The 24,870-nt window shown below is 72.5% G+C and carries 24 protein-coding genes; 10 read left to right on the forward strand and 14 right to left on the reverse strand.

Going from position 1 to position 24,870, the window contains the following annotated elements; all coding sequences use genetic code 11:
* The first annotated feature begins 116 nt into the window (after positions 1-116).
* A complete protein-coding gene (gene radA, locus C4U44_RS31445; RefSeq protein WP_103889470.1) occupies positions 117-1,493 on the forward strand; it encodes a DNA repair protein RadA in 1,377 nt (458 codons plus the stop codon).
* Between the two features lie 224 nt (positions 1,494-1,717).
* The gene (disA, locus tag C4U44_RS31450; RefSeq protein ID WP_407642918.1) at positions 1,718-2,878 is read left to right on the forward strand and encodes a DNA integrity scanning diadenylate cyclase DisA; all 1,161 of its coding nucleotides are present in this window, start codon (positions 1,718-1,720) and stop codon (positions 2,876-2,878) included.
* Between the two features lie 35 nt (positions 2,879-2,913).
* On the opposite strand, the gene C4U44_RS31455 is transcribed toward disA, so the two are convergent.
* Positions 2,914-3,684 carry a hypothetical protein gene (locus tag C4U44_RS31455; protein ID WP_322973709.1) on the reverse strand — a complete coding sequence of 257 codons (771 nt, stop codon included), beginning with the start codon at positions 3,682-3,684 and terminating at the stop codon, positions 2,914-2,916.
* Between the two features lie 305 nt (positions 3,685-3,989).
* Here C4U44_RS31455 and C4U44_RS31460 point away from each other — a divergent pair, with 305 nt between their 5' ends.
* The 5 genes from C4U44_RS31460 (at position 3,990) to C4U44_RS31480 (ending at position 8,956) form a co-directional block, all read left to right on the forward strand.
* A complete protein-coding gene (locus C4U44_RS31460) occupies positions 3,990-4,994 on the forward strand; it encodes an HhH-GPD family protein (protein ID WP_103889472.1) in 1,005 nt (334 codons plus the stop codon).
* Positions 4,995-5,511: 517 nt separating this feature from the next.
* On the forward strand, positions 5,512-6,042 hold the full coding sequence (locus tag C4U44_RS31465; protein ID WP_103889473.1) for a SigE family RNA polymerase sigma factor: 531 nt from the start codon (positions 5,512-5,514) through the stop codon (positions 6,040-6,042).
* A complete protein-coding gene (locus tag C4U44_RS31470; RefSeq protein ID WP_103889474.1) occupies positions 6,030-6,839 on the forward strand; it encodes a hypothetical protein in 810 nt (269 codons plus the stop codon). The genes C4U44_RS31465 and C4U44_RS31470 overlap by 13 nt, the downstream gene beginning before the upstream one ends.
* A 4-nt stretch (positions 6,840-6,843) precedes the next feature.
* The gene (gene cseB / locus C4U44_RS31475; RefSeq protein WP_103889475.1) at positions 6,844-7,527 is read left to right on the forward strand and encodes a two-component system response regulator CseB; all 684 of its coding nucleotides are present in this window, start codon (positions 6,844-6,846) and stop codon (positions 7,525-7,527) included.
* Between the two features lie 181 nt (positions 7,528-7,708).
* Positions 7,709-8,956 (forward strand): sensor histidine kinase, encoded by a 1,248-nt coding sequence (locus tag C4U44_RS31480; RefSeq protein WP_103889609.1) that lies wholly within the window; start codon positions 7,709-7,711, stop codon positions 8,954-8,956.
* Between the two features lie 73 nt (positions 8,957-9,029).
* Here C4U44_RS31480 and C4U44_RS31485 read toward each other — a convergent pair whose 3' ends face one another.
* Positions 9,030-10,607 carry an MDR family MFS transporter gene (locus C4U44_RS31485; protein WP_200823471.1) on the reverse strand — a complete coding sequence of 526 codons (1,578 nt, stop codon included), beginning with the start codon at positions 10,605-10,607 and terminating at the stop codon, positions 9,030-9,032.
* Between the two features lie 209 nt (positions 10,608-10,816).
* Between C4U44_RS31485 and C4U44_RS31490 the strand changes: the two genes are divergently transcribed.
* The gene (locus C4U44_RS31490; protein WP_103889476.1) at positions 10,817-11,401 is read left to right on the forward strand and encodes a TetR/AcrR family transcriptional regulator; all 585 of its coding nucleotides are present in this window, start codon (positions 10,817-10,819) and stop codon (positions 11,399-11,401) included.
* Between the two features lie 59 nt (positions 11,402-11,460).
* Here C4U44_RS31490 and C4U44_RS31495 read toward each other — a convergent pair whose 3' ends face one another.
* Complete coding sequence (locus tag C4U44_RS31495) at positions 11,461-12,216, reverse strand: M23 family metallopeptidase (RefSeq protein WP_103889477.1); 756 nt, start codon at positions 12,214-12,216, stop codon at positions 11,461-11,463.
* Positions 12,217-12,524: 308 nt separating this feature from the next.
* Here C4U44_RS31495 and C4U44_RS31500 point away from each other — a divergent pair, with 308 nt between their 5' ends.
* A complete protein-coding gene (locus C4U44_RS31500; RefSeq protein WP_235032487.1) occupies positions 12,525-12,872 on the forward strand; it encodes a trypco2 family protein in 348 nt (115 codons plus the stop codon).
* A gap of 326 nt (positions 12,873-13,198) precedes the next feature.
* Here C4U44_RS31500 and C4U44_RS31505 read toward each other — a convergent pair whose 3' ends face one another.
* A complete protein-coding gene (locus C4U44_RS31505; protein WP_103889478.1) occupies positions 13,199-15,718 on the reverse strand; it encodes an ATP-dependent Clp protease ATP-binding subunit in 2,520 nt (839 codons plus the stop codon).
* 452 nt (positions 15,719-16,170) lie between these two features.
* Here C4U44_RS31505 and C4U44_RS31515 point away from each other — a divergent pair, with 452 nt between their 5' ends.
* Positions 16,171-16,755 (forward strand): SCO3374 family protein, encoded by a 585-nt coding sequence (locus C4U44_RS31515; RefSeq protein ID WP_103889479.1) that lies wholly within the window; start codon positions 16,171-16,173, stop codon positions 16,753-16,755.
* Here C4U44_RS31515 and C4U44_RS31520 read toward each other — a convergent pair.
* The 10 genes from C4U44_RS31520 to C4U44_RS31565 all read right to left on the reverse strand — a co-directional run bounded on the left by C4U44_RS31520 (position 16,686) and on the right by C4U44_RS31565 (position 24,775).
* Positions 16,686-17,024 carry a histone-like nucleoid-structuring protein Lsr2 gene (locus tag C4U44_RS31520; RefSeq protein ID WP_103889480.1) on the reverse strand — a complete coding sequence of 113 codons (339 nt, stop codon included), beginning with the start codon at positions 17,022-17,024 and terminating at the stop codon, positions 16,686-16,688. The two genes, C4U44_RS31515 and C4U44_RS31520, sit on opposite strands and share 70 nt — an antisense overlap.
* A 120-nt stretch (positions 17,025-17,144) precedes the next feature.
* Positions 17,145-17,663, reverse strand: a complete 519-nt coding sequence (locus C4U44_RS31525) for an amino-acid N-acetyltransferase (protein WP_103889481.1) — start codon at positions 17,661-17,663, stop codon at positions 17,145-17,147.
* Positions 17,664-17,672: 9 nt separating this feature from the next.
* On the reverse strand, positions 17,673-18,068 hold the full coding sequence (locus C4U44_RS31530) for a BlaI/MecI/CopY family transcriptional regulator (protein WP_103889482.1): 396 nt from the start codon (positions 18,066-18,068) through the stop codon (positions 17,673-17,675).
* Positions 18,069-18,230: 162 nt separating this feature from the next.
* A complete protein-coding gene (locus C4U44_RS31535) occupies positions 18,231-18,416 on the reverse strand; it encodes a hypothetical protein (RefSeq protein ID WP_103889483.1) in 186 nt (61 codons plus the stop codon).
* A 29-nt stretch (positions 18,417-18,445) separates the two neighbouring features.
* Positions 18,446-19,105, reverse strand: coding sequence for a hypothetical protein (locus C4U44_RS31540; RefSeq protein ID WP_235032488.1), 660 nt, complete (start codon positions 19,103-19,105; stop codon positions 18,446-18,448).
* A gap of 96 nt (positions 19,106-19,201) precedes the next feature.
* The gene (locus tag C4U44_RS31545) at positions 19,202-19,999 is read right to left on the reverse strand and encodes a type III pantothenate kinase (protein ID WP_103889485.1); all 798 of its coding nucleotides are present in this window, start codon (positions 19,997-19,999) and stop codon (positions 19,202-19,204) included.
* Between the two features lie 6 nt (positions 20,000-20,005).
* The gene (gene nadC / locus C4U44_RS31550) at positions 20,006-21,058 is read right to left on the reverse strand and encodes a carboxylating nicotinate-nucleotide diphosphorylase (protein WP_103889486.1); all 1,053 of its coding nucleotides are present in this window, start codon (positions 21,056-21,058) and stop codon (positions 20,006-20,008) included.
* Between the two features lie 62 nt (positions 21,059-21,120).
* A complete protein-coding gene (locus C4U44_RS31555) occupies positions 21,121-23,025 on the reverse strand; it encodes an L-aspartate oxidase (protein ID WP_103889487.1) in 1,905 nt (634 codons plus the stop codon).
* Positions 23,022-23,891: a pantoate--beta-alanine ligase gene (gene panC, locus C4U44_RS31560; RefSeq protein WP_103889488.1), complete on the reverse strand. Its 870-nt coding sequence runs from the start codon at positions 23,889-23,891 to the stop codon at positions 23,022-23,024. The genes C4U44_RS31555 and panC overlap by 4 nt, the downstream gene beginning before the upstream one ends.
* Positions 23,888-24,775, reverse strand: coding sequence for a Rossmann-like and DUF2520 domain-containing protein (locus tag C4U44_RS31565; protein ID WP_235032489.1), 888 nt, complete (start codon positions 24,773-24,775; stop codon positions 23,888-23,890). Before C4U44_RS31565 ends, panC begins: the two co-directional genes overlap by 4 nt.
* Positions 24,776-24,870: the final 95 nt, after the last annotated feature.

Genomic DNA, 24,870 nt, shown 5'->3' on the forward strand with positions numbered 1-24,870 from the left:
CAGCACTCCCCGCGTTCTTTAACCCATATGGGTAATGATCCGCCACAAAAAGGGGACAGGGCGGCCACACGTACGAGTGAACGCGGTTGTCGCCCCCGCCCGCTACGGTGAACCGCATGGCCACCCGCAAGCCCGCCACGAAGGACCGCCCCTCCTACCGCTGCACCGAGTGCGGCTGGACCACCGTGAAGTGGCTCGGCCGCTGCGGTGAGTGCCAGGCATGGGGCACCGTCGAGGAGTTCGGCGGCGCGCCCGCCGTCCGCACCACCGCCCCCGGCCGGGTGACGACCGCCGCGCGCCCGATCGCCCAGGTCGACGGCACGCAGGCCACCGCCCGCTCCACCGGCGTGCCCGAGCTGGACCGGGTGCTCGGCGGCGGCCTGGTGCCCGGCGCCGTCGTCCTGCTGGCCGGCGAGCCCGGCGTCGGCAAGTCCACGCTGCTGCTCGACGTCGCGGCGAAGGCATCGGGGCCGCAGAACCCGACGCTCTACGTCACCGGTGAGGAGTCCGCCTCCCAGGTGCGGTTGCGCGCCGACCGGATCGGCGCGCTCGCCGACCACCTCTACCTCGCCGCCGAGACCGACCTGTCCGCGGTCCTCGGCCACCTCGACGACGTCAAGCCGTCGCTGCTCGTCCTGGACTCCGTGCAGACCGTCGCCTCACCGGAGATCGACGGCGCGCCCGGCGGCATGGCCCAGGTCCGCGAGGTCGCCGGCGCGCTCATCCGCGCGTCCAAGGAGCGCGGCATGTCGACCCTGCTGGTCGGCCACGTCACCAAGGACGGCGCGATCGCCGGGCCGCGGCTGCTGGAGCACCTGGTCGACGTCGTGCTCAGCTTCGAGGGCGACCGGCACGCCCGGCTGCGACTGATCCGCGGGGTGAAGAACCGCTACGGCGCCACCGAGGAGGTCGGCTGCTTCGAGCTCCACGACGAGGGGATCACCGGCCTCGCGGACCCGTCCGGGCTCTTCCTCACCCGCCGTGACGAGCCCGTGCCCGGCACCTGCCTGACGGTCACCCTCGAAGGGCGGCGGCCCCTGGTCGCCGAGGTCCAGGCGCTCACCGTCGACACCCAGATCCCGTCGCCGCGCCGCACCACCTCAGGCCTGGAGAACTCCCGGGTGTCCATGATGCTGGCGGTCCTGGAGCAGCGCGGCCGGATCAAGTCCATCGGCAAGCAGGACATCTACACCGCGACGGTCGGCGGGGTGAAGCTCACCGAGCCCGCCGCGGATCTCGCGGTCGCGCTGGCGCTGGCGAGTGCGGCGATCGACACGCCCCTGCCGAAGAATCTCGTGGCCATCGGGGAGGTCGGGCTCGCCGGGGAGGTGCGGCGCGTCACCGGGGTCCAGCGGCGGCTCTCCGAGGCGCACCGGCTCGGCTTCACGCACGCTCTCGTCCCCCCGGACCCGGGGAAGGTCCCTTCGGGGATGAGGGTCACCGAGGTGGCCGACGTCACCGACGCGCTTCGCGCATTGCCGCGCCGGGCCTGACCGTCCTGTCCGTCCCGGGACCATCCCCCGGTGGTCGGCTGGGGGAGAACTGCGCGAGCAACCCACCACCGGGCGAAAGCCAAAAAACCACCGCACGGGGCGCATCCCCGGAGGGAACCGCAAGGTCCGCGGACCCCCACCCCCACCCCACCCGCGCCGGTCCGCCCGAGCCCCCCGCAGGGAGTCGTAAACTTTGCCCAAACGCAGCGACCGTGAGGAGCACAGTGGCAGCCAACGACCGGGCAGGGGGCACCGCCCCGGCTCGTAGGGCAGCGGGCGACTCCTCCGGGCGCGCCGGCACCGGCATCGGCAGCGACGGCGGCCTGATGCGCGCCTCGCTGAGCGCGGTCGCCCCGGGCACCGGCCTGCGCGACGGCCTGGAGCGGATCGTCCGGGGCAACACCGGCGGCCTGATCGTGCTGGGCATGGACAAGACCGTCGAATCGCTCTGCACGGGCGGCTTCGTGCTGGACGTGGAGTTCACCGCGACGCGGCTCCGCGAGCTGTGCAAGCTCGACGGCGCGCTGATCCTCGACAAGGACATCACCAAGATCCTGCGGGCCGGCGTGCAGCTGGTACCGGACCCGACCATCCCGACGGAGGAGACCGGCACCCGGCACCGCACCGCCGACCGGGTCAGCCGGCAGGTCAACTTCCCGGTGGTCTCGGTCAGCCAGTCGATGCGGCTGATCGCGCTGTACGTCGACGGGCAGCGGCGCGTGCTGGAGGACTCCGCGGCGATCCTGTCCCGCGCCAACCAGGCGCTGGCCACCCTGGAGCGCTACAAGCTCCGGCTCGACGAGGTGGCCGGCACCCTGTCCGCGCTGGAGATCGAGGACCTGGTGACGGTGCGCGATGTCACCGCCGTCGCCCAGCGGTTGGAGATGGTCCGCCGCATCGCCACCGAAATCGCCGAGTACGTCGTCGAGTTGGGCACCGACGGCCGCCTCCTCGCACTCCAGCTCGACGAGTTGATCGCCGGCGTGGAGCCCGAGCGGGAGCTCGTCGCGCACGACTACGTCCCCGAGCCGACCGCCAAGCGCAGCCGTACCGTGGTCGAGGCGATGGCCGAGCTGGACGCGCTCCCGCAGAACGAACTGATCGAACTCACCACGGTGGCCCGTGCGCTGGGGTACACCGGCTCGCCCGAGTCGCTCGACTCCGCGGTCTCGCCGCGTGGTTACCGGCTGCTGGCGAAGGTGCCGCGACTGCCGAACACCGTCATCGAGCGGCTGGTCGAGCATTTCGGCGGCCTGCAGAAGCTGCTCGCCGCCAGCGTGGACGACCTTCAGGCGGTCGAGGGCGTCGGCGAGGCCCGCGCCCGCTCGGTCCGCGAGGGACTGTCCCGGCTGGCCGAGTCCTCGATCCTCGAACGGTACGTCTAGCCGGGCGGCGGGCCCGGCCCGCCCGGCCGGGGCCCTCAGTCGTCCGAGAGCTGGAAGGACGCCTGCTGCGTGCCGTACCCGGACTTGCGGAGCTGCACCAGGTAGGTGCCGGGTGCGGACTGCTCGCCCTTCGGCTTCGCGCACTGCGGCGAGCTGTTCCTGCCGTTCCAGCGCAGCGTGTACGACATCGAGGAGCGCGCGGGTACCTGGAGCAGGTGCGACCCGGTGGTCGGGCAGTCGTCGGATGCCCACACGTGGCTGCCGCCCGGCGCTCCCGTGACGGTGAACACCGCGCTCTTCGGCCCGACGTCGATCTTGCAGCTGACCGCGCTGGAGTTGGCGGCGACCAGCCGGAACTCCGGGTCCTGGCCGGGCTGGTAGGAGTTGTGCACGCTGCTGAGTGAGAGCGAGACCGCACCGGGCGCGCAGGTCGCGAGCGTGGAGCCGACCGGGACCTGCTGGCCGGGAGCGGGCGCCCCGCCGGTGCCGCCACCCGCACTTCCGCCGCCCGAACCGGCGGTGTCCGAGCCCGCGGTCGACCCTCCGCCGGAGCCCGCGCCGCCGGTGTCGTCGCCGCTCGAAGAGCCGCCACCGGTACCGCCGTTGCCGCTGCCGCCGTTCGTCGCGCCGGAGGAGTCGCTCGGTGCGGTGTCCCGGCCGCCGGGCTCCCCGCCGTTGTGCGGGCCCGAGGGGGTGGGACCGGGCGTGATCGTCGCCGCGGGGGTGTGCGAGCTCGTGGGAGCACTCGACCCGTGGCCCCCGCCGCCACCGCGGGAGGTGACCGCCCACAGCACGAGTGCGGCCACCAGCGCGAGCAGGCAGAGCACAACTACGCGCCGCCGCCAGTAGATAGACGATGGCAGAGGTCCGACGGGATTGCGCACAGAGCCCACAGACGCACTCTAGGGGAGATCGGTGCCGCGGCGTCGCACCACCCGCCGCCAGACGTCCGCTCTTTGCCGATCATCACGTTTACGTAGCCCGCGGGTTGACCCCGTTCCGCCCCCAACTCGCCGTATTCCCGCGCTTCGCGACACGGTCGTCACGCGATCGTGGGCACTCCGTCGCCCTCCGTGTCAATGTCTCTGGCGTATGCCAGACTCGTCGTGCGATGAGCACTCACCTTCCCCCCACCCAGCTGTCCGCGCCGTCATCCGCCGCGACGGTCGCGGACACGGCCTCCGCGGCCCCCGGCGACATCTCCCGGCGCGCGCCCTCGGCACCCGCGCCCGTCACGCTGCCCGCCACGGGCGCGCTGCACGGGGCGGTGATCGACTGGTTCGACGAACATGCGCGGGACCTGCCCTGGCGGCGCCCGGACGCGGGTGCCTGGTCGGTCATGGTGAGCGAGTTCATGCTGCAGCAGACCCCCGTCAACCGGGTGCTGCCGGTGCACGCCGAGTGGCTGGAGCGCTGGCCGCGGCCGGCCGACCTCGCCAAGGAGTCCCCGGGTGAGGCGGTGCGGGCATGGGGCCGGCTCGGCTATCCGCGGCGCGCGTTGCGGCTGCACGCCGCGGCCACCGCCATAGCGCAGCAGCACGGCGGCGAAGTACCCCGGGAGCACACCGAGTTGCTGGCCCTTCCGGGTATCGGGGAGTACACCGCGGCAGCGGTCGTGTCGTTCGCCTACGGCCGGCGGCACATCGTGCTGGACACGAACGTCCGGCGGGTCTTCGCGCGACTGGTCACGGGGGTGGAGTACCCGCCGAACGCCACGACCGCCGCCGAACGCCGGGTCGCCCTCGCGCTGCTGCCCGGCGACGAGGACACCGCCGCGCGATGGGCCGCCGCCACCATGGAGTTGGGCGCCCTGGTGTGCACCGCGCGCTCCCCGCAGTGCGGGAGCTGCCCGCTGGCCGCGCGCTGCGCCTGGCGGCTGGCCGGTTCACCCGCGCACCAAGGCCCGCCGCGCCGCGGCCAGACGTACGCGGGCACCGATCGCCAGGTCCGCGGCCGGCTGCTGGCCATCCTCCGGGCCAGCCACACCCCCGTGGCGCGCGCGGTCCTGGACACGGCATGGGCCGAGGACGAGCAACGCAGCCGCGCCCTCGACGGCCTGATCACGGACGGTCTGGTCGAGCAGCTGCCCGACGACAGCTTCCGGCTCCCGGCCTGACGCCCGCCTCCCGGGCGGAGCGGAACAGGGCCGGGACGGGCACGGGGGGACAGGTGCGGGCCGGAGGGATTCGAACCCCCGGAGGGTGTCACGGCAGATCCCGCCGCTCCCCCTCAACCGGCCGCGCGGGGGTACCTCCGCACGGCCGGCGCGATGGGCCGCTCTGCCACAGCCCGCACCCTGGTGTCACCTCGGGCACGCCAGCGTCGTCCACCCGAACCCGCGAGCGAATTCCGGCTCTCGCCGCAGCCGAAGCCAACGCCGCGGCAGACGCGGGGGCACCGCCCTGACGCCCCTGTCTGCCTGGACGTTGACCGCCGGGACGCCTATCCGTCGCGGCTGGCTCCCGCGCCCGCGCCGGGCGCTGTTACACAACCGATGGGTTGCTGTGCGTTCGCCGTGCGGTGGTGGTCGTCAAAGCCCAACATCCGCTTCGTAGCGTCGGATCAGGCGGCGGGAGGCGTTCTCGTCGGCCGTGGACCGGTAGCGCGGTATCGGCGGGGTGGAGGCGGCACAGATGGCGGCGAGCAGCGGGGTTCTGGAGTTCGAGGAGTACGTGCGGACCCGGCAGGACGCCCTGTTGCGCAGCGCCCGCCGGCTGGTGCCGGAACTGGTCGACGCCCAGGACCTGGTGCAGACCGCGCTGGTGCGCACGTATCCGCGCTGGGAGGGCATCGCCGACAAGCGGCTCGCGGACGCCTACATGCGACGGGTGATGATCAACACCCGCACCGAGTGGTGGCGCAGCCGCCGGCTGGAGGAGGTGCCGACCGGCGACCTGCCGGAGGCGAGCGTCGACGACGGCGCCGAGCAGCGCGCCGACCGGGAGATGCTGCGGGACGTGATGCGGGTGCTGGCACCGCAGCAGCGCCAGGTGGTGATCATGCGGCACTACGGCCAGCTCAGCACCGAGGAGACGGCCCGTGCGCTGGGAATGTCGGCGGGTACGGTGAAGAGCACGCTGCACCGGGCGCTGGCCCGGCTGCGGCACGAGCTGGAGCACGGCAGGTACGGGTACACGCGAGGGGAGGGCCGGTGCGCCGCATAGCGCTGACCGCCGCCGCGGGTGCCTTCGCCTGTGTCGCGGCAGCGGGCTGCGGTACGACGGTGACCGGGGCGCGCCGGGAGGGCCCGGCGCCGACCGCGACGGTCAAGGCGCCCGCCACCTCGGCCCCCGCGCTCGCCGCCGACCCGGCGGCGCTCGCCGGGATGGTGCGCCGGGACACCAGCGTCAGCCCCGACGTGCGCGAGGACCTCGAGCCCTGCTCCACGGCGGGGTCCGCCGCGTCCGCGCGGGCCGACGAGCCGGACGCGACCTACCCGCTGGACACCGACTCGGGCGACCTCACCTCGGGCGACGGCCCGGACCTGGTGGTCAACGTCACCACCTGCGGCGACGGCATCGGCATCGCCTCCTACGTCTACCGGATGACCGGCAGCAAGTACCGGTGCGTGTTCGCCGACGAGCGCTCCCCGGTCTACGGCAGCGTGATCGACGGCCGGCTCCAGGTCGTCCACGAGGTCTACCGGACCGACGACGCGGTGGCCTACCCGGCCGGCGAGGAGTCGGTCACCTACGCGTGGCGCGGCGCCCACTTCCTCCAGGTCGCCCGTTCCTACTTCGACTTCGGCGCGAAGCAGCCGACCGCGCGGCCCGAGCCGACCTCCACCGAGCCCGCGCCCCTGCCGAAGTCCGAGCTGCTCGACCCCGAGCTGCCGACGAACGCGCCCGGCTCCGACCCGGCCACGTCCCCGGCCGAACCCCCGAAGACCCCCGCGACCACCCCGCACGCCCCCTCCCCGACGGCCACCGCGTCGGGCGGTGCCGCGGGTGGAGGACGATAGGCGCATGGCCGCCACCCACGTGCTCTTCGTCGAGGACGACGACGTCATCCGCGAGGCGACGACGCTCGCCCTGGAGCGCGACGGCTTCCAGGTCACCGCCGCCCCCGACGGCGTCTCCGGGCTGGACTCCTTCCGCTCCCGGCAGCCGGACCTCGCCCTGCTCGACGTGATGGTGCCGGGCCTGGACGGGGTGAGCCTGTGCCGCCGCATCCGCGACGAGTCCACCGTGCCGGTGATCATGGTCTCGGCCCGGGCCGACGCGATCGACGTCGTGCTCGGCCTGGAGGCGGGGGCCGACGACTACGTCACCAAGCCCTTCGACGGCGCGGTGCTGGTCGCCCGGATCCGCGCGGTGCTGCGCCGCTTCCGCACCGCCTCCCCCCGCGAGAAGGACGACGGCGGCGCCGTGTTGTCCTTCGGCGACATCGCGATCGACCCCGAGGGCATGGAGGTCACCCGGGACGGCCGGCGGCTGGCGCTGACCCCGACGGAGATGCGGCTGCTGCTGGAGTTCGCCGCGGCCCCCGGCACCGTACTGTCCCGCGACCGGCTGCTCGCCAGGGTCTGGGACTACGCCTGGGGCGGCGACACCCGCGTCGTGGACGTCCACGTGCAGCGGCTGCGGACGAAGATCGGCCAGGACCGGCTGGAGACCGTCCGCGGCTTCGGCTACAAGCTGAGGGCCTGAGGTGTCCGCGCGCGAGCCGGTCCGGGTCCGTGGCGACGAAGCGGCCGGCGAACCGCCGAGGAGCGCCCCGGTCCGCACGGCCCGCCCGCCGGTGCGCCGCGTCCTCGTCCCCGCCGGGCTGAGCCGCCTGTGCGCCCGCCCGGTGCGGCGGGCCCGCCGCACCCTCCTGCGCCACCCGCTGCTGCGCCGGCTGCTCCTGCGCCGCGGTCTGCGCTGGAAGATCAGCGCGGCCATCGCCGCGGTCTCCGCCCTCGTCGTCCTCGCGCTCAGCCTCGTCGTGCACAACGCCGCCCGGGTCAGCATGATCAACTCCACCCGGGACGTGCAGGACGAGCGCATCCAGTCGGCGCTGCGGATCTACGAGACCACCGGCCGGCTGGTGTTCTACGCCCGGCTCGACGACCCCGGCCTGCCCCCGGCGCTCAAGAGCTACGCCGCCAAGGGGCAGCGCGCCACGTACGTCGACGACGACCACCGTGGCGCGCCCACGGTCTGGGCCGAGACACCCGCCGGCGGGCACCATGTGATGTCGCTCAAGAGCGCGTTCAGCGACCGCTATTCGGTGCTGGTCGACCTCGACCAGGCGCTGATCGCCGGTTCCCTCGCGGTGGTGGTCGGCGGCACCGCGATCGGCGTGCTGATCGGCGGCCGGATGTCGCGCCGGCTGCGCCAGGCGGCCGTGGCGGCGCGCAAGGTCGCCGACGGTGACACCCAGGTGCGGGTGCGCGAGGCGATCGGCGGGCGCCGGGTCCGCGACGAGACCGACGAACTCGCCCGCGCGGTCGACGGCATGGCCGACGCGCTCCAGCTCAGGCTGGAGGCGGAGCGCCGGGTCACCGCGGACATCGCCCACGAACTGCGGACGCCGGTCACCGGTCTGGTCACCGCCGCGGAACTGCTGCCGCCCGGCCGCCCCGCCGAACTCGTCCGGGACCGCGTGCACGCGCTGCGCACCCTGGTCGAGGACGTGCTCGAAGTGGCCCGGCTGGACGGCGCGGCCGAGCATCCCGAACTCCAGGAGATCGCGCTCGGCGAGTTCGTCCGCCGCCGGGTGCCCGTGCTCGCGCCCGGCGCCAGGGTGCTCGTCGCCGAGGACGCCGTCATCCAGACCGACCCGCGCCGGCTGGAGCGGGTGCTCGGGAATCTGCTGGCGAACGCGCTGCGGCACGGCGCCCCCGAGGTCGAGGTACTGGTCGACGGCGCGTTCGTACGGGTCCGCGACCACGGTCCGGGGTTCCCGGCGGACATCCTCCGGGAGGGGCCCAGCCGGTTCCGGACCGGCCGCACGGACCGTTCCGGCGGCGGGCACGGGCTGGGTCTCACCATCGCGGTGGGCCAGACCCGCGTGCTCGGCGCACGCCTCACGTTCCGCAACGCGGCTACGGCTGACGGGGGCGGGGCGATCGCTCAGCTCCTGTTGCCGCGCTGACCCGCCCGGGTGCCCGGTTCTCCGGGTGAGGGACCAAGGCTGTGCGGGGGCCTTTCGGGGCGGGTGGGGGCGGTCAGATGGATTCGGGGAGGGGGGTGGCGTCCTCGGGCTCGGGGGTTGCGCCGCGGAGGGGCGTTTCGATGACGAAGAGGGCCGCGAGGAAGCCGAGGATGCTGACCGCGGCGCCCCAGAGGAAGACCTGGTGGGTACCGGCGGCCACCGCGTGGAAGTACGCGTCCTTCACCGGCGCCGGCAGGTGCGCGATCGTCTTCGGGTCGAGCTGGGCGCCGGTGCCGATCGCGGCGGAGCCCTTCGCGCCGAGGCGTGCGGCCATCTCGTGCTGCACGCGGTGCGAGAAGAGGGCGCCGAAGAGGGAGACCCCGAAGGACCCGCCGATCGTGCGGAAGAGCGTCGCGGAGGAGGAGCCGACACCGATGTCCCGCATCTCCACGCTGTTCTGCGCGACCAGCATGGTGATCTGCATGATGAAGCCCATCCCGGCGCCGAGCACGGCCATGTAGAGGCCGGAGGTGGTGCGGGAGGTGTGCACGTCCATCATCGACAGCAGGAAGAGCCCGATGGTGATCAGCACCCCGCCGACGATCGGGAAGACCTTGTAGCGGCCGGTGCTGGTGGTGAGGCGCCCCGCGACCATCGACACGATCATCATCGCGAGGAGCATCGGCAGCAGGAGCAGCCCGGAGTTGGTCGCGGAGGCACCCTGCACGCTCTGCTGGTACAGCGGCAGGAAGGTGATCGCGCCGAACATGGTGAAGCCGACCAGGAAGCCGACCACCGAGATCAGCGAGAAGTTCCGGCTGCGGAAGATGCGCAGCGGCAGCACCGGCTCGGCGACGCGGGTCTCGACGAGCACGAAGCCGGCCAGCGCGGCCAGGCCGAGCAGCAGCAGGCCGATGATCTGCACGGAGCCCCAGGCGTACTGCGTGCCGCCCCAGGTGGTGAGCAGCACCAGCGAGGTGATGGCGACGGTGAGCAGCCCCGCGCCGTAGTAGTCGATCCGGGTCGCCCCGTCGGGCTTCTTCTTCGGCAGGTGCAGCACGACCGTGATCACCGCCAGCGCGACCGCGCCGATCGGCAGGTTGATGTAGAAGCTCCAGCGCCAGCCCCAGTTGTCGGTGATCGTCCCGCCGACCAGCGGGCCGCCGATCATGGCCACGGCCATCACGCCGGCGATCATGCCCTGGTACTTGCCGCGCTCGCGGGGCGGGATCAGCTCGCCGATGATCGCCATCACGCCGACCATCAGGCCGCCGGCGCCCAGGCCCTGTACGGCCCGGAAGGTGATGAGCTGGTCCATCGACCGGGACATGCCGGACAGCGCCGAGCCGGCCAGGAACAGCACGATCGAGGTGAGGAAGACTCCCTTGCGGCCGTACATGTCGCCGAGCTTGCCCCAGATGGGGGTGGAGGCGGCGGTGGCCAGGGTGTAGGCGGTGACCACCCACGACAGGTGGTTCAGGCCGCCCAGCTCGCCGACGATGGTGGGCATCGCGGTGCCCACGATCATGTTGTCGAGCATCGCCAGCAGCATGGCCAGCAGCAGGCCGGCCATCACCACCCGCACGCTGCGCTGGCGCGGTTCCGCGGCAGCGGGAGGTGTCTCGCTGCGGGCCGTCCCGGTCTGTGCCATGGCTGGCGGTCCTTCCCCCGAAGGAGGGGCGGCACGGCTCGCAGGAGCTTACTTGCCGCCCGGCTAGTTGTCCTGAAGGGAAGGTAGGGCCGTAACTAGCCGGGCGTCAAGTAAGTGCGTAAAGTCGTGGTGGGGCCGTACTTTGAGTACGCCCGTCACGCCGTGGCCCACCCGAGGTCACGCGTAGTGCAGCAGGAGAGCGACCCGCCATGGCCACACCGCACCACGCACGGCGCAGCGACACGCGCAGCCGCATCCAGGACGTCGCACTCAAGCTCTTCGCGGAGCAGGGGTACGAGAAGACGTCGCTGCGCGAGATCGCCGAACGCCTCGATGTCACCAAGGCCGCGCTGTACTACCACTTCAAGACCAAGGAGGACCTGCTCCTCAGCATCTCCGAGGACCTCTCGGCCCCGGTCGACGAGCTGATCGCCTGGGCCCAGGGCCAGCCGCGCACGCTGGCCACCAAGCAGGAGGTGCTGCGCCGGTACAGCGACGCGCTGTGGGGCGCCACCGACCTGTTCCGGTTCTTCCAGGAGAACCAGGCCACGGTGCGCGACCTGGCCATCGGCGAGTCCTTCCGGGAGCGGATCACCGCGCTCAGCGAGCTGCTGAAGGAACCGGACTCCTCGATGACCGCGCAGGTGCGCTCGCTGACCGCGCTCTTCGCGATGCACGCGGGCATGCACGCCACCCAGAACGTCGAGGGCGACCCCGAGGAGAAGCGCGCAGCCGTCCTCGAGGTCGCCCTGGACCTGCTCGCCCAGGCGGACGCCGACCTCGTCACGAACTGAGGCCGGCCGCCGGGGCGGGACCCGATGGCCGGGTCCCTTGATCGGGTGTCGTCGCCGCCTTACGGGTTGACGCCGTGGGCGCGCAGGAAGTGCAGCGGCTCGACCGAGGAGCCGTAGTACGGCGTGGTCCGGACCTCGAAGTGCAGGTGCGGGCCGGTCGAGTTGCCGGTGGAGCCGGACAGGCCGATCTTCTCGGCGGTGTTCACGTGCTCGCCGACGTGCACGCCTATGTGCGACAGGTGCCCGTACTGCGTGTACAGGTGCGAGCCGTTCTTGATCACGATGTTGTTGCCGTAGGCGCCACCCCAGCCGGCCGTCACGACGGTGCCGCCGTGCGCGGCGCGGACGGTGGTGCCGCTGTTGACGACGAAGTCCTGGCCGGAGTGCTTGTGGATCCAGTGCGGGCCGGCCTGCGCGTATCCCGCGCCCAGCTTGTAGCCGGTGGTGGGGGTGACCCACGACGCGTGGAGCGCCTTGCGGTGGGCGGCGGCCTTGGCCTTCGCCTTCTTCTTCGCGGCCGCCTCGGCCTTCGCCTTGGCCGCCTTGGCCTTCGCGTCGGCCGCGGCCTTCGCCTCGGCCTTGGCCGCGGCGGTCTGCTGGCCGACCGCCTGCGCGTGCACGGCGTCGGAGACGCTGGCGACCGTCCGGGCCGACATGAAGCCCGCGGCGTCCTGGGAGGAGGAGTGCGACGTGGCGGCGAACGCCGCCGTAGAGCCCAGGGCGAGCGCCGCCACCAGACCGGCGCCCACTACGGCGACCCGGCCGCGGGTGACGGTCTTCGGGGTGCGGTTCTGCGTCGTGGAGTTCTTGCGCATGAAGAAATGACCTCACTGGATGGGGGAGCGGCGAATCCGGCAGCGGTTCGTCGCGAATCCTTGGTAACCCGACATTCCGGACGCTGACAAGGACCCCCGTTACTACGATCATTCGTAGGTGGAAAAGTATGTTCTGTCCGAATTGCCCGAACCTGCATACCCGGGCGCCCACCCCCGCGGGCCGCCCACTATTTCCGTTAGTAAGTGGTCCACGTCACGTGGGACACCTCACCGGCACTACCGTGGGGACGGCTTTCTGCGAGTGCTTCCCGGGCCCGCCGGCCCGGGCCGAAAAGGGGGGCGGAACCATGACCGCACAGGACGAACCCGTGCAGGCAGTGACCGGCATGGAACTGGCCGACGCCGTCGAGGCGGTCCGGGCCGGGCTCATGGAGGGCGCGGTACGCGGCACCGGCGCCGAGGTCCGCTTCGAGGTCGGCGAGATCCACATGGAGTTCACCGTGGAGTTGCAGCGCACCAGGACCGGCCGCGGCGGCGTCAAGGCGTGGGTCGTCGAGGCCGGCGCGGAGGCCTCCCGCGCCACCAGCACGACCCACACCGTCTCCCTGACCCTTCAGCCCAGGACCGCGACCGGTGGCCACCTCCTGATCGGCGCCCCCCGCGGAGATGACTCGAGCGTGCGCTACGAGGGCTGACCGCGCCGTGCCCGCCGCCTCCCCGCAGCCTTCCTCCCCCTCCCCTGCCGCCGGGCCCCGCCCTGCGGCTTGAGTCGCCTGGCAGCGTGCACCAGCCGATCCGGTCGCTCGATCCGGCCCCATTCGCGGCACTCACTCGCCTCACCGAACCGGTGACCAGTGGCAGGCAGGCCGCGGATGTCCAGAACGCCGATGCCCTCGCGTCCCGCGTCACCGTCGACATTCGCCCCCGCCGCCGGACATGACCTCGCGCACGAAAAGACCCGGCCCCGGCTCCCCTTACGGGGGCCGGGGCCGGGTGGGCTCCGCTCAGGCCGAGCGCAGCGCTACTCCTTGGAGAGGTTCGGCGCGCCGCCGGCCGCCTCCACGGGCGGGGCGTCGGCCACGGTGACCTTCTCCTCGCCGCGGAAGGTGAACTTCGCGTTCTCGCCCTCGCCCTCGACGTCCACGACGACGATGTGGCCCGGGCGCAGCTCGCCGAAGAGGATCTTCTCGGAGAGCGAGTCCTCGATCTCGCGCTGGATGGTGCGGCGCAGCGGGCGCGCGCCCATCACCGGGTCGTAGCCGTGCTTGGAGAGGAGTTCCTTCGCCTCCATGCTCAGCTCGATCCCCATGTCGCGGTCGCGCAGCCGCTCGTCCACCGCGCCGATCATCAGGTCGACGATCTGGAGGATGTCCTCCTGGCTGAGCTGCGGGAAGACGATCACGTCGTCCACACGGTTGAGGAACTCGGGGCGGAAGTGCTGCTTGAGCTCGTCGCTGACCTTGTTCTTCATCCGCTCGTACCCGGACTTGGTGTCGCCCTGGGCGGCGAAGCCCAGGTTGAAGCCCTTGGAGATGTCCCGGGTACCGAGGTTGGTGGTCATGATGATGACGGTGTTCTTGAAGTCCACCACGCGGCCCTGGGAGTCGGTCAGCCGACCGTCCTCCAGGATCTGCAACAGGCTGTTGAAGATGTCCGGGTGGGCCTTCTCGACCTCGTCGAAGAGCACGACCGAGAACGGCTTGCGCCGCACCTTCTCGGTGAGCTGGCCGCCCTCCTCGTACCCGACGTAGCCGGGCGGGGAGCCGAACAGCCGCGAGACGGTGTGCTTCTCGCTGAACTCGGACATGTCGAGCGAGATCAGCGCGTCCTCGTCGCCGAAGAGGAACTCCGCCAGCGCCTTGGACAGCTCGGTCTTACCGACGCCGGACGGGCCGGCGAAGATGAACGAGCCACCGGGACGCTTGGGGTCCTTCAGGCCGGCACGGGTACGGCGGATCGCCTTCGACAGCGCCTTGACCGCGTCCACCTGCCCGATGATCCGCTTGTGGAGCTCGTCCTCCATGTGCAGCAGCCGGGTGGACTCCTCCTCGGTCAGCTTGAAGACCGGGATGCCGGTGGCGGTGGCCAGGACCTCGGCGATCAGCTCGCCGTCGACCTCCGCGACGACGTCCATGTCGCCGGCCTTCCACTCCTTCTCGCGCTTGGACTTCGCGGCGAGGAGCTGCTTCTCGTTGTCCCGCAGGGACGCGGCCTTCTCGAAGTCCTGCGAGTCGATCGCGGACTCCTTCTCCCGGCGCACCTCGGCGATCTTCTCGTCGAACTCGCGCAGGTCCGGCGGCGCGGTCATCCGGCGGATGCGCATCCGCGAGCCCGCCTCGTCGATCAGGTCGATCGCCTTGTCCGGCAGGAACCGGTCCGAGATGTAGCGGTCGGCCAGCGTGGCCGCCTGCACCAGGGCCTCGTCGGTGATGGAGACGCGGTGGTGGGCTTCGTACCGGTCCCGCAGGCCCTTGAGGATCTCGATGGTGTGCGGCAGCGACGGCTCCGCGACCTGGATGGGCTGGAAGCGGCGCTCGAGGGCGGCGTCCTTCTCCAGGTACTTGCGGTACTCGTCCAGCGTGGTGGCACCGATGGTCTGCAGCTCGCCGCGGGCCAGCATCGGCTTCAGGATCGAGGCCGCGTCGATCGCGCCCTCGGCCGCGCCGGCGCCCACCAGCGTGTGCAGCTCGTCGATGAACAGGATGATGTCGCCGCGGGTGCGGATCTCCTTGAGCACCTTCTTCAGGCGCTCCTCGAAGTCACCGCGGTACCGCGAGCCGGCCACCAGGGCGCCGAGGTCCAGCGTGTAGAGCTGCTTGTCCTTCAGCGTCTCGGGCACCTCGCCCTTGACGATCGCCTGGGCCAGACCCTCCACGACGGCGGTCTTGCCGACACCGGGCTCGCCGATGAGCACCGGGTTGTTCTTGGTCCGGCGGGACAGCACCTGCATGACCCGCTCGATCTCCTTCTCGCGCCCGATCACCGGGTCGAGCTTGGTCTCACGAGCGGCCTGCGTGAGGTTGCGGCCGAACTGGTCCAGGACGAGCGAGGTCGAGGGGGTGCCCTCGGCGGGCCCGCCGGCCGTGGCCGACTCCTTGCTGCCGGAGTAACCGGACAGCAGCTGGATGACCTGCTGCCTGACCCGGTTGAGGTCGGCACCCAGCTTCACCAGGACCTGGGCGGCCACGCCCTCGCCCTCGCGGATCAGGCCGAGCAGGATGTGCTCGGTGCCGATGTAGTTGTGGCCGAGCTGAAGGGCCTCGCGGAGCGACAGCTCCAGCACCTTCTTGGCACGAGGAGTGAAGGGGATGTGGCCGGACGGGGCCTGCTGCCCCTGACCGATGATCTCCTCCACCTGCTGGCGGACCGCCTCAAGAGAAATCCCGAGGCTCTCCAGGGCCTTAGCGGCGACACCCTCACCCTCGTGGATCAGGCCCAGGAGGATGTGCTCGGTGCCGATGTAGTTGTGGTTGAGCATCCGGGCTTCTTCCTGAGCCAGGACGACAACCCGCCGCGCGCGGTCGGTGAACCTCTCGAACATCGTTAATCGCTCCTCAGAGCGGTCGGGCAGTGAGGGGTCGGTCCCCTCCCTGTCCTTCCGCATGCTAGTCCCGCACAGCGGCGCCGCTCACGAATCACCCCCGCTCTCGCGAGGAAAGCCGCGCAACCGGCTGACGTCACTCCCACAACCTCGATGGTGCGAGACGATGTTCCCGCAGGCCAGGCGAATGCCCCCTTAATCAGTACGCCCGTGGCGAACGCCCGCCCCGCCTGCTCGAACACCAGCCCTTCTCACTAGGTACTTCTTACCCTCGGTGGCCGTTAATCCACCCGATGCGGGCACCCGGCTGTGCGCTACGGGCGAACACCCGCGCGCGTCGTCCCGGCGCTTCCGCCCCGCCGGCCGGTCCGGAACCGCCCCCGCCCTGATCACCGCGCGTACGTGCCACCGGACGGCACGTAACCACGATACGGCGCCGGCGTTGACACGGCATGGGCTGGTACGAGCACGAGCTGGAGTGGCCGCTGGCCGGCGGTCCGCCCCCGGCACTGGTCACGGGGGTGCGGTTCGACGCGCTCGATGTGCCGGCGGAGGCGGGCTTCGCGATGCTGAGCCGCTTCTGCCGCCCGGGGCAGCTCGGGCCGGTCGCGCTGGACGGTCACCGCGTCCGGCTGCTGGTCGCCGCCGGGACGGCGGAGGAGCTGCCCGGGCTGCTGGAGTGGCTGGAGTGGGACGGGATCGGGCTGGACCTCGCCGCGCTGGGCACCGGGCAGAGCCTGCGGGCCCCCGCGCACCCCGAGTGGGGCCGCAGGGAGGCCGCGTACGACCGATCCGCACCGGTGTGGCTGCGGCCCCCTCGGCCGGGGATCGACGTGGAGTCGACCGTGCCCGCGCTGCGCATCACGCCGGAGACCGACGGGCCCCAGGGCACCGTGGGCCTCACCACGCTGGTGGCGGCACTGGCGACCGCCTGCCACCGCGTCACGCTGCGGGCGCGCTGCCCCGATCAGCCGTGGGCCTTCTCGTACGCCTCGCGGATGGTCGCGGGGACACGGCCGCGGTCGTTGACCTCGTAGCCCTTCTCCTTGGCCCACGCGCGGATCTTGGCGGTGTCCTGACCGGAGCCGCCGGCAGCCCGCACGGCCTTGGTGCGCCCGCGTCCGGCACGACCACCGGTGCGGCGGCCACTGTCCGTGTACGGGTTGAGCAGCCCGCGCAGCTTGTCGGCATTCTCCGTCGTGAGGTCGATCTCGTACGTCACTCCGTCGAGTGCGAACGTCACGGTCTCGTCGGCCTCGCCACCGTCGAGGTCGTCCACAAGAAGGACCTGAACCTTCTGTGCCACCGGCTTCCCTTTCATCGAAAACGGATTAACGGTAAAAGCAAAGCGCCTTTCACCGGAAAACACAAACCCCTTGCGCGAAGTGGCACCCCCGATGCCCGCGCGATCCGGACATACCGGTCCTCAAAGTTGCAGCAGCATCCGACTGTTACCCAAGGTGTTGGGTTTCACGCGCTCCAGGTCGAGGAACTCGGCGACGCCCTCGTCATTGGAACGCAGCAGCTCGCCGAAGACATCGCCGTCCACCGGGGTCTCGCCGATCTCCACGAACCCGTGCCGGGCGAAGAAGTCGACTTCGAAGGTGAGGCAGAAAATACGCCTGACGCCGAGCCAGCCCGCGGTGTGCAGCAACTTCGCCAGCAACTGGTGCCCGACGCCGGCCCCGCGCAGTGAACGGTGCACGGCGAGCGTCCTGACCTCGGCCAGGTCCTCCCACATGACGTGCAGCGCGCCGCAGGCGACCACATCCGCGTCCTCGTCGCGTTCGGCGACCCAGAACTCCTGGATGTCCTCATAAAGGGTCACGGTGGCCTTGTCCAGGAGGATGCCGTCCCTGGCATAGGAGTCCAGCAGGAGCCGCAGAGCGGGGACATCGCCGGTACGGGCGCGGCGGATGGTCACGTCATTCGACATCAGGGGCATGCCCGGACGCTATCGTCCTTCGTGATCCGTCGGACCGGAGGGGTCGACGGACTGGATGATGCGCAATGCGTCCCGTACGGCTTCGCGCTGTTCCGGGGACATCATGCCGAAGAAGTGGACGAGCGCCTCGGCGGGGTTGTCGCTCGCCGCCCAGGCTTCGTTCATCAGTGCGGCCGAGTATGCGGCCCGCGTCGATACCGCCTCATAGCGATATGCGCGGCCTTCCGCCTCGCGGCGCAGCCAGCCCTTCTGGCGAAGGTTGTCCATTACGGTCATCACCGTCGTGTAGGCGATGGAACGGTCCCGTGAGAGGTCCTCCAGAACCTCACGAACCGTGACCGCGCGGTTCCACTCCCACACCCGGGTCATCACGGCGTCTTCGAGATCTCCGAGTGGTCGGGGCACACCGGAAATAATACGGGCGGAACGCGACGAATGTCGTAATTACCACTCTTCGCGGACTCCTCGCGACGTCCGCACGGCGGCGGGGGCGGCGGAGCGGTGGGGGAAGAGCGGGGGAAAGCGAGCAGGGGGCCGGGTGCGCCGGGCCGCGGCGCACCCGACCGGTCAGTGCTCTTCGGGGGTGGCGGCCCGGGCGGCCCGGGCGGCCTCGGCCGCGGCGAAGGCGGCGTCCACGGCCGCGTCCTCCTTGGCCTTGTTGGCGCCGCCCTGGTTCTTGACGATGGTGACGATCAGGAACGTGAAGAGCACCGCCATCACCAGCGGCGGCACGATGGCCGAGATGTAGTCCATGCCGCCCAGCGTAGCCACCCCCTTTCCGGCTAGGCGGAGCGGGCCTCGTCCGGTTTGCGGTCCCGGCGGTTCGGCGGCCAGATCTCGGCGGGAGTGGGGGTGCGGCGGCCCGGGTCGCGGGGCTCCGCGGGCGGCGGCGGAGTACCCGGCTTGGGCTTGGCGGCCGGCACCGGCCGGGGCTTCGGCTTGTCGGCGTCGCCGGCCGCGACCGCGAGGGCGGTGGCCGGCAGGGGCAGGGTCAGCAGGCGGCGCGGGGCGGGCATGTGGGCCTCCAGACGCTGGCGTACGTCGTTCTCCGCGAGGGTTTCGCAGCGGCGCAGCAGGGCGGTGCGGCGGTGGTGCTCCGGGGTTCCGCTGGGCAGGGCGCGCAGCCGGCGCAGGGCGGCGAGGTCGTCGGGACCGGGCAGGTAGCCGCCGGCGAGCGCGGCGGTGAGGCGGTCCAGATATCCGGTCGCCGCGCCGGGCAGCGCCTCGCGGTAGCGGTACAGCTCGGCCAGCAGGAAGGAGCGCATCCGGCCCGCCTCCTGTACCGCGTCCTCCAGGCCGTTCGCGAGCCGCAGGCAGTCCTGTACGTACTCCGCGGGGCGTGGTGCGACCACCAAGGTGGGCACCCCGGCCTTCCTGTGCGGGCCCAGCACCTCCGTGAGCGCGCGCCGCAGCACGCGCACCTCGTCCGCGCTGAACGCCATTCCCCCTCGGTTTCCATGTGGCGTTGGCATGCATGGACATTAATCGTTAAACGGACAAACCTCACGTATCGCCGCGCGACTCGCGGGGAAGCGGCGTCAGGCGGTCGACGGGGCGTTGCGTGCGTAGACCAGGCGCAGCCCGATGAGGGTGAGCCACGGCTCGTGGGCGTCGATGAGGGACGCCTCGCCCAGGACGAGGGGGGCGAGGCCGCCGGTGGCGATCACGGTCACGTCGTCGGGGTCGTCGGCCAGTTCGCGGGCCATCCGCTCGGCGATCCCGTCGGCCTGCCCCGCGAAGCCGTAGAGGATGCCGGACTGCATGGCCTCGATGGTGTTCTTGCCGATGACGCTGCGCGGCCGGGCCAGCTCGATCTTGCGCAGCTGCGCGCCGCGCATGCCGAGCGCGTCGACGGAGATCTCGATGCCGGGAGCGATCGCGCCGCCCACGTACTCGCCGCGCGCGGAGACGGCGTCGAAGGTGGTGGCGGTGCCGAAGTCCACCACGATGCACGGGCCGCCGTAGAGGTGGACGGCGGCGAGCGAGTTGATGATCCGGTCGGAGCCGACCTCCTTGGGGTGGTCGACCAGGATCGGCACGCCGGTCTTGACGCCGGGCTCCACGAGGATCGCGGGCACGTCGCCGTAGTACCGACGGGTCACCTCGCGCAGCTCGTGCAGGACCGACGGCACCGTGGAGCAGATCGCGATGCCGTCGATGCCGTCACCGAGGTCGCCGAGCAGCGGATGCATGCCCATCAGGCCCTGGAGCAGGACCGCCAGCTCGTCGGCAGTGCGCCGCGGATCGGTGGAGATCCGCCAGTGCTCGACGATCTCCTCGCCGTCGAAGAGCCCGAGCACGGTGTGGGTGTTGCCGACGTCGATGGTGAGCAGCATCCGGCTCTACGCTTCCGCTCGCAGGTCGAGGCCGATGTCGAGGATCGGGGAGGAGTGGGTGAGCGCCCCGACCGCCAGGAAGTTGACCCCCGTGTCGGCGTACGCGCGCGCGTTGCCCACCGTGAGTCGGCCGGAGGACTCCAGCAGCGCCCGGCCGCCGACGACGGCGACCGCCTCGGCGGTCTCGGCGGGCGTGAAGTTGTCCAGCAGGATCAGGTCCGCGCCGGCCTCGATCACCTCGCGCACCTGGTGCAGGGTGTCCACCTCGACCTCGATGGGCACGTCGGGGAACTCCTCGCGCACCCGGTTGAAGGCCGCCGCCACGCCGCCCGCGGCGACCACGTGGTTGTCCTTGACCAGGGCCGCGTCCGACAGCGACATCCGGTGGTTGGTGCCCCCGCCGCAGCGCACCGCGTACTTCTCCAGCGCGCGCAGGCCCGGCGTGGTCTTGCGGGTGTCGCGCACCTGGGTCCGGGTGCCCTCCAGGGCGTCGGCCCAGGCGCGGGTGGCGGTCGCGATGCCGGACAGCCGGCACAGCAGGTTCAGCGCGCTGCGCTCGGCGGTGAGCAGGTCGCGGGTGCGGGTGCGGACCGTCAGCAGCTTCTGCCCGGCGGCGACCCGGTCGCCGTCCTCGACGTGCCGCTCCACCTCGAACTCGTCGGTGCACACCACCGAGAGCACCGCCTCGGCCACCCGCAGCCCCGCCACGGTGCCGGCCTCGCGGGCGGTGAAGTCCCCGGTGGAGAACGCCTCCTCCGGCACGGTCGCCAGCGTCGTGACGTCCACGCCCTGGTCGAGGTCCTCCTCGATCGCCATGTGCGCGATGTCCTCGACCTGGACCGGGTCCAGCCCGGCGTCGAGGATCAGCGCGGCGAGGTCCGGGTCGAGACCGCACTCCAGCGGGTCGAGTTCGTACGCGTCGTGGGCGTCGCCGCAGCCGCAGCCGTCACCGCAGCCGCCGGTGCCGGCCGCGGACTCGACGGGCGGGCCGAAGGTCGGCAGCGGGAGGGTGACGGGCTGGGGCCGGTCGGGGCCGACGGGTCCGGCGGGGGGTGTCACGGAAACTCCTTCGTGTGCTGCTGCTTGCCTGGTGCTGGGCTTGCCTCGTCCACTGCCGCTTCTTACGGCGTGGTGTGCCGCTGGGCGACCGGCTCCGCGGGTGAGTACCGCGATGCGACGGCCCCATCATCCCCGATCCCGGCGCCCGCGGTGACCGCGTACGGCGGTGCCTGCGGGCGGGTGGCGGGCAGGGCCGGTCCCTCGGTGGTCCGCACGTCCAGGGTGCCGTGCGGAGTGAGCCGGACCACCAGGTGGCGCTGCCACGCGTGGTCGTCGCGGTCCGGCCGGTCCTCGCGCCAGTGGCAGCCGCGGGTCTCCTCGCGGCGCCGGGCGGCGGCCACCAGCACCCGCGCCACCAGGCCCAGGTTGGTCGCCTCCCACGTCTCCACGCACGGCTCGGCGGTCTTGCCGTCCCGGTCGTACGCCTCCACGGCCGCGGTGTGCAGCCGCTCCAGCGCGCCCGCGGCCGTCGTCAGGCTCTCCGCGCTGCGCAGCACGCCGGCGCCCGCGCTCATGATCCGCTGCACCTCGTAGCGCGCCTCGGAGGCCAGCAGCGGCCGGCCCGCGGGGGCGGGCGGCACCGGCTCGCCGGGAGCGGGCTCCCGGCCCGCCGTCACGTCCGCGGCGATCCGCTCGGCGAAGACCAGCCCTTCGAGCAGGGAGTTGGAGGCGAGCCGGTTCGCGCCGTGCACGCCGGTGCAGGCCACCTCGCCGCAGGCGTACAGGCCCGGCACGGTGGTCCGGCCCCGCAGGTCGGTGCGCACCCCGCCGGAGGCGTAGTGCGCGGCGGGCGCGACCGGGATCGGCTCGGTGACCGGGTCGATGCCGTGCGCGCGGCACGCGGCCAGAATGGTCGGGAAGCGCTCGGCCCACATCCGGGCGCCGAAGTGGCGGGCGTCCAGGTACATGTGCGCGGCGCCGGTCTCCTGCATGCGGCGCATGATGCCCTTGGCGACGATGTCGCGTGGCGCCAGCTCGGCCAGTTCGTGCTGCCCGACCATGAAGCGCACGCCGTCGGCGTCGACCAGGTGCGCGCCCTCGCCGCGGACCGCCTCGGACACCAGCGGCTGCTGGCCCTCGGCGTCCGGGCCCAGCCAGAGCACGGTCGGGTGGAACTGCACGAACTCCAGGTCGCTGACCTCGGCCCCGGCCCGCAGCGCCAGCGCCACGCCGTCGCCGGTGGACACCCCGGGGTTGGTGGTCGCGGAGAAGACCTGGCCCATCCCGCCGGTGGCGAGCACGACCGCGCGGGCCCGCACCGCGCCCACGCCGTCGCGGGCGCCGGCGCCCATCACGTGCAGGGTCACCCCGGCCGTGCGGCCCTCGGCGTCGGTGAGCAGGTCGAGCGCGAGGGCGTTCTCGACGAAGTCGATGGTCCCCTCGCCCTCGGGGTGGGGAAGGGCGGCGGCTTCCCGGGCATCGGTCGCGGCGGAACCCTGGTCGTCGTGCGCGGGGGCCGCGCTGACCACCGCCGCGATCAGGGCGCGGGAGACCTCGGCACCGGTCGCGTCGCCGCCCGCGTGGGCGATCCGGCGGCGGTGGTGGCCGCCCTCGCGGGTGAGCAGGATGGCGCCGGCCGCGTCGGTGTCGAAGTGGGCGCCGGTCGCGATCAGCCGGCGGACCGCGTCCGGGCCCTCGGTCACCAGGGCACGGACCGCGTCCTCGTCGCACAGCCCGGCGCCCGCGACGAGTGTGTCCTCCAGGTGCTGGGCCGGGGTGTCGCCGTCGCCGAGGGCGGCCGCGATGCCGCCCTGCGCCCAGCGGGTGGAGCCGTCGTCCAGGTGCGCCTTGGTCACCACGATGACCTTCGCACCGGCCGCGGCGCAGCGCAGCGCCACGGTCAGCCCGGCCACGCCGGAGCCGACCACGACCACGTCGGAGTCGATCGCCCAGCCGGGGGCAGGGGCGTGCAGGCGTATGCCGGTGGCGGCGCCGGATCCGGGTGAACCGGCAGGGGTGGTGGTCATTCGGGGGCTCCGAACTCCAGGGGGAGATTGTCGATCAGGCGGGTGCTGCCGAGCTTGGCGGCGACGGCCAGCACCGCGGGGCCGGTGTGGTCCGGCGCGGCCTCGGTGAAGGTGGCGGGGTCGATCAGCGCGAGGTAGTCCAGGCCGACCGGCGGTTCGGCCGTCGCGGCGGCGTCGAGGATCGCGCGGGCGGCGCCCACCACGGCCCGCGGGCCGCGCGGGGCTGCCGCGCGGCCGGCGAACAGCGCCTGCGACAGCGCCCGCGCCGAGACCCGCTCGGGCTCGGACAGGTAGCGGTTGCGGCTGGACAGCGCGACGCCGTCGTCCTCCCGGACGGTGGGCACGGCGACGATGTCGACCGGGAAGTTCAGGTCGGTCACCATCCGGCGGACCAGCGCGAGTTGCTGGGCGTCCTTCTGCCCGAAGAACGCCGCCGTGCGGCTGCCCGGCGCGAGGCCCTGCCCGACGGTGAGGTGGAGCAGCTTGGCGACGACGGTGAGCATCCCGTCGAAGTGGCCGGGCCGGGACGCGCCCTCGAACCGCTCCCCCATCGGGCCGGCCGCGATCCGCACCTGCGGCGCGCCGCCCGGGTAGACCTCGTCGGCGTCCGGGGCGAAGACGACGTCGGCGCCCGCGGCCTCGGCGAGCTTCACATCGGCGCCCAGGGTGCGCGGGTAGCGGTCCAGATCCTCGGTCGGCCCGAACTGGAGGGGGTTGACGAAGACGGTGACGGTGACGGACCCGCTGCCGGCGTGCGCGCGGGCGGCGCGGATCAGGGCGGCGTGCCCCTCGTGGAGCGCTCCCATGGTCATGACCACACCCGCGGCGGGGGCCAGGTCACGGGCATGGTGGACGAGTGCGGTCATCGGGTCCCCCCGTCGGCGAGGGCGCCGAGCAGCGCCTCCGCGTATTCGGCCTTGAGCATTCCGTTGGCCAGCGCGCGGTCCGCTGTCGCGCGGGCCATCGCCACGTACGAGGCGACGGTGTCCGGGGCGTGGCTGCGCAGTTCGGCCAGGTGGGCGGCGACGGTGCCCGCGTCACCCCGGGCCACCGGGCCGGTGAGGGCGGCGTCGCCGGAGCGCAGCGCGTTGTCGAGGGCGGCGCCCAGCAGCGGGCCGAGCATGCGGCCCGGTTCCTGCACGCCCGCCTGCCGCAGCAGGTCCATGGCCTGCGCGACCAGCGTGACCATGTGGTTGGCGCCGATCGCGAGGGCCGCGTGGTAGAGCGGGCGGGCGGCCTCCTCGATCCACTCGGGCTCGCCGCCCATCTCGATGACCAGCGCCTCCGCGGCCGTCCGCAGCTCGCCCGGCGCGGTGACGCCGAAGCAGCAGCCGGCCAGGCGCTGCACGTCGACGGGGGCGCCGCTGAAGGTCATCGCGGGGTGCAGCGCCAGCGGCAGCGCCCCGGCCCGCAGCGCGGGATCCAGCACGGAGGTGCCGTACCGCCCCGACGCGTGCACCAGGAGCTGACCGGGGCGTACGGCGCCGGTCTCGGCCAGGCCGCTGACGAGCCCGGGCAGGGCGTCGTCGGGCACGGTCAGCAGCACCAGGTCCGCGTGGGCCAGCACCGCGGCGGGCTCCATCAGCGGGACACCGGGCAGCAGCGACTCCGCGCGGCGGCGGGACACGTCCGAGACGGCGCTCACGGCCACCGGGTGGTGCCCGGCCAGCTTCAGCGCGGCGGCCAGCACCGGGCCGACCCGCCCGGCGCCCACGACGCCCACGGAAAGCCTCGCCGGCTTCTCCTCCACCACACGCCTCCCAACCTAGGGACCCCCTTCTCGTCAATCCTACGCGAACTCGCTTCGCTCGACCCCGCGATGCGTAGTGACCCCGCGCACGTCCC

This window comes from Actinacidiphila yanglinensis (assembly GCF_900107965.1).
Taxonomy (GTDB): domain Bacteria; phylum Actinomycetota; class Actinomycetes; order Streptomycetales; family Streptomycetaceae; genus Actinacidiphila; species Actinacidiphila yanglinensis.

Bases quoted from the DNA above. Each gene is read 5' to 3' on its own strand.
- radA (WP_103889470.1), top strand. From the start codon at position 117: ATGGCCACCCGCAAGCCCGCCACGAAGGACCGCCCCTCCTACCGCTGC.
- C4U44_RS31460 (WP_103889472.1), top strand. From the start codon at position 3,990: ATGAGCACTCACCTTCCCCCCACCCAGCTGTCCGCGCCGTCATCCGCC.
- C4U44_RS31465 (WP_103889473.1), top strand. From the start codon at position 5,512: ATGGCGGCGAGCAGCGGGGTTCTGGAGTTCGAGGAGTACGTGCGGACC.
- cseB (WP_103889475.1), top strand. From the start codon at position 6,844: ATGGCCGCCACCCACGTGCTCTTCGTCGAGGACGACGACGTCATCCGC.
- C4U44_RS31485 (WP_200823471.1), bottom strand. From the start codon at position 10,607: ATGGCACAGACCGGGACGGCCCGCAGCGAGACACCTCCCGCTGCCGCG.
- C4U44_RS31490 (WP_103889476.1), top strand. From the start codon at position 10,817: ATGGCCACACCGCACCACGCACGGCGCAGCGACACGCGCAGCCGCATC.
- C4U44_RS31495 (WP_103889477.1), bottom strand. From the start codon at position 12,216: ATGCGCAAGAACTCCACGACGCAGAACCGCACCCCGAAGACCGTCACC.
- C4U44_RS31500 (WP_235032487.1), top strand. From the start codon at position 12,525: ATGACCGCACAGGACGAACCCGTGCAGGCAGTGACCGGCATGGAACTG.
- C4U44_RS31505 (WP_103889478.1), bottom strand. From the start codon at position 15,718: ATGTTCGAGAGGTTCACCGACCGCGCGCGGCGGGTTGTCGTCCTGGCT.
- C4U44_RS31515 (WP_103889479.1), top strand. From the start codon at position 16,171: ATGGGCTGGTACGAGCACGAGCTGGAGTGGCCGCTGGCCGGCGGTCCG.
- C4U44_RS31525 (WP_103889481.1), bottom strand. From the start codon at position 17,663: ATGCCCCTGATGTCGAATGACGTGACCATCCGCCGCGCCCGTACCGGC.
- C4U44_RS31535 (WP_103889483.1), bottom strand. From the start codon at position 18,416: ATGGACTACATCTCGGCCATCGTGCCGCCGCTGGTGATGGCGGTGCTC.
- C4U44_RS31540 (WP_235032488.1), bottom strand. From the start codon at position 19,105: ATGGCGTTCAGCGCGGACGAGGTGCGCGTGCTGCGGCGCGCGCTCACG.
- C4U44_RS31545 (WP_103889485.1), bottom strand. From the start codon at position 19,999: ATGCTGCTCACCATCGACGTCGGCAACACCCACACCGTGCTCGGGCTC.
- C4U44_RS31555 (WP_103889487.1), bottom strand. From the start codon at position 23,025: ATGACCACCACCCCTGCCGGTTCACCCGGATCCGGCGCCGCCACCGGC.
- panC (WP_103889488.1), bottom strand. From the start codon at position 23,891: ATGACCGCACTCGTCCACCATGCCCGTGACCTGGCCCCCGCCGCGGGT.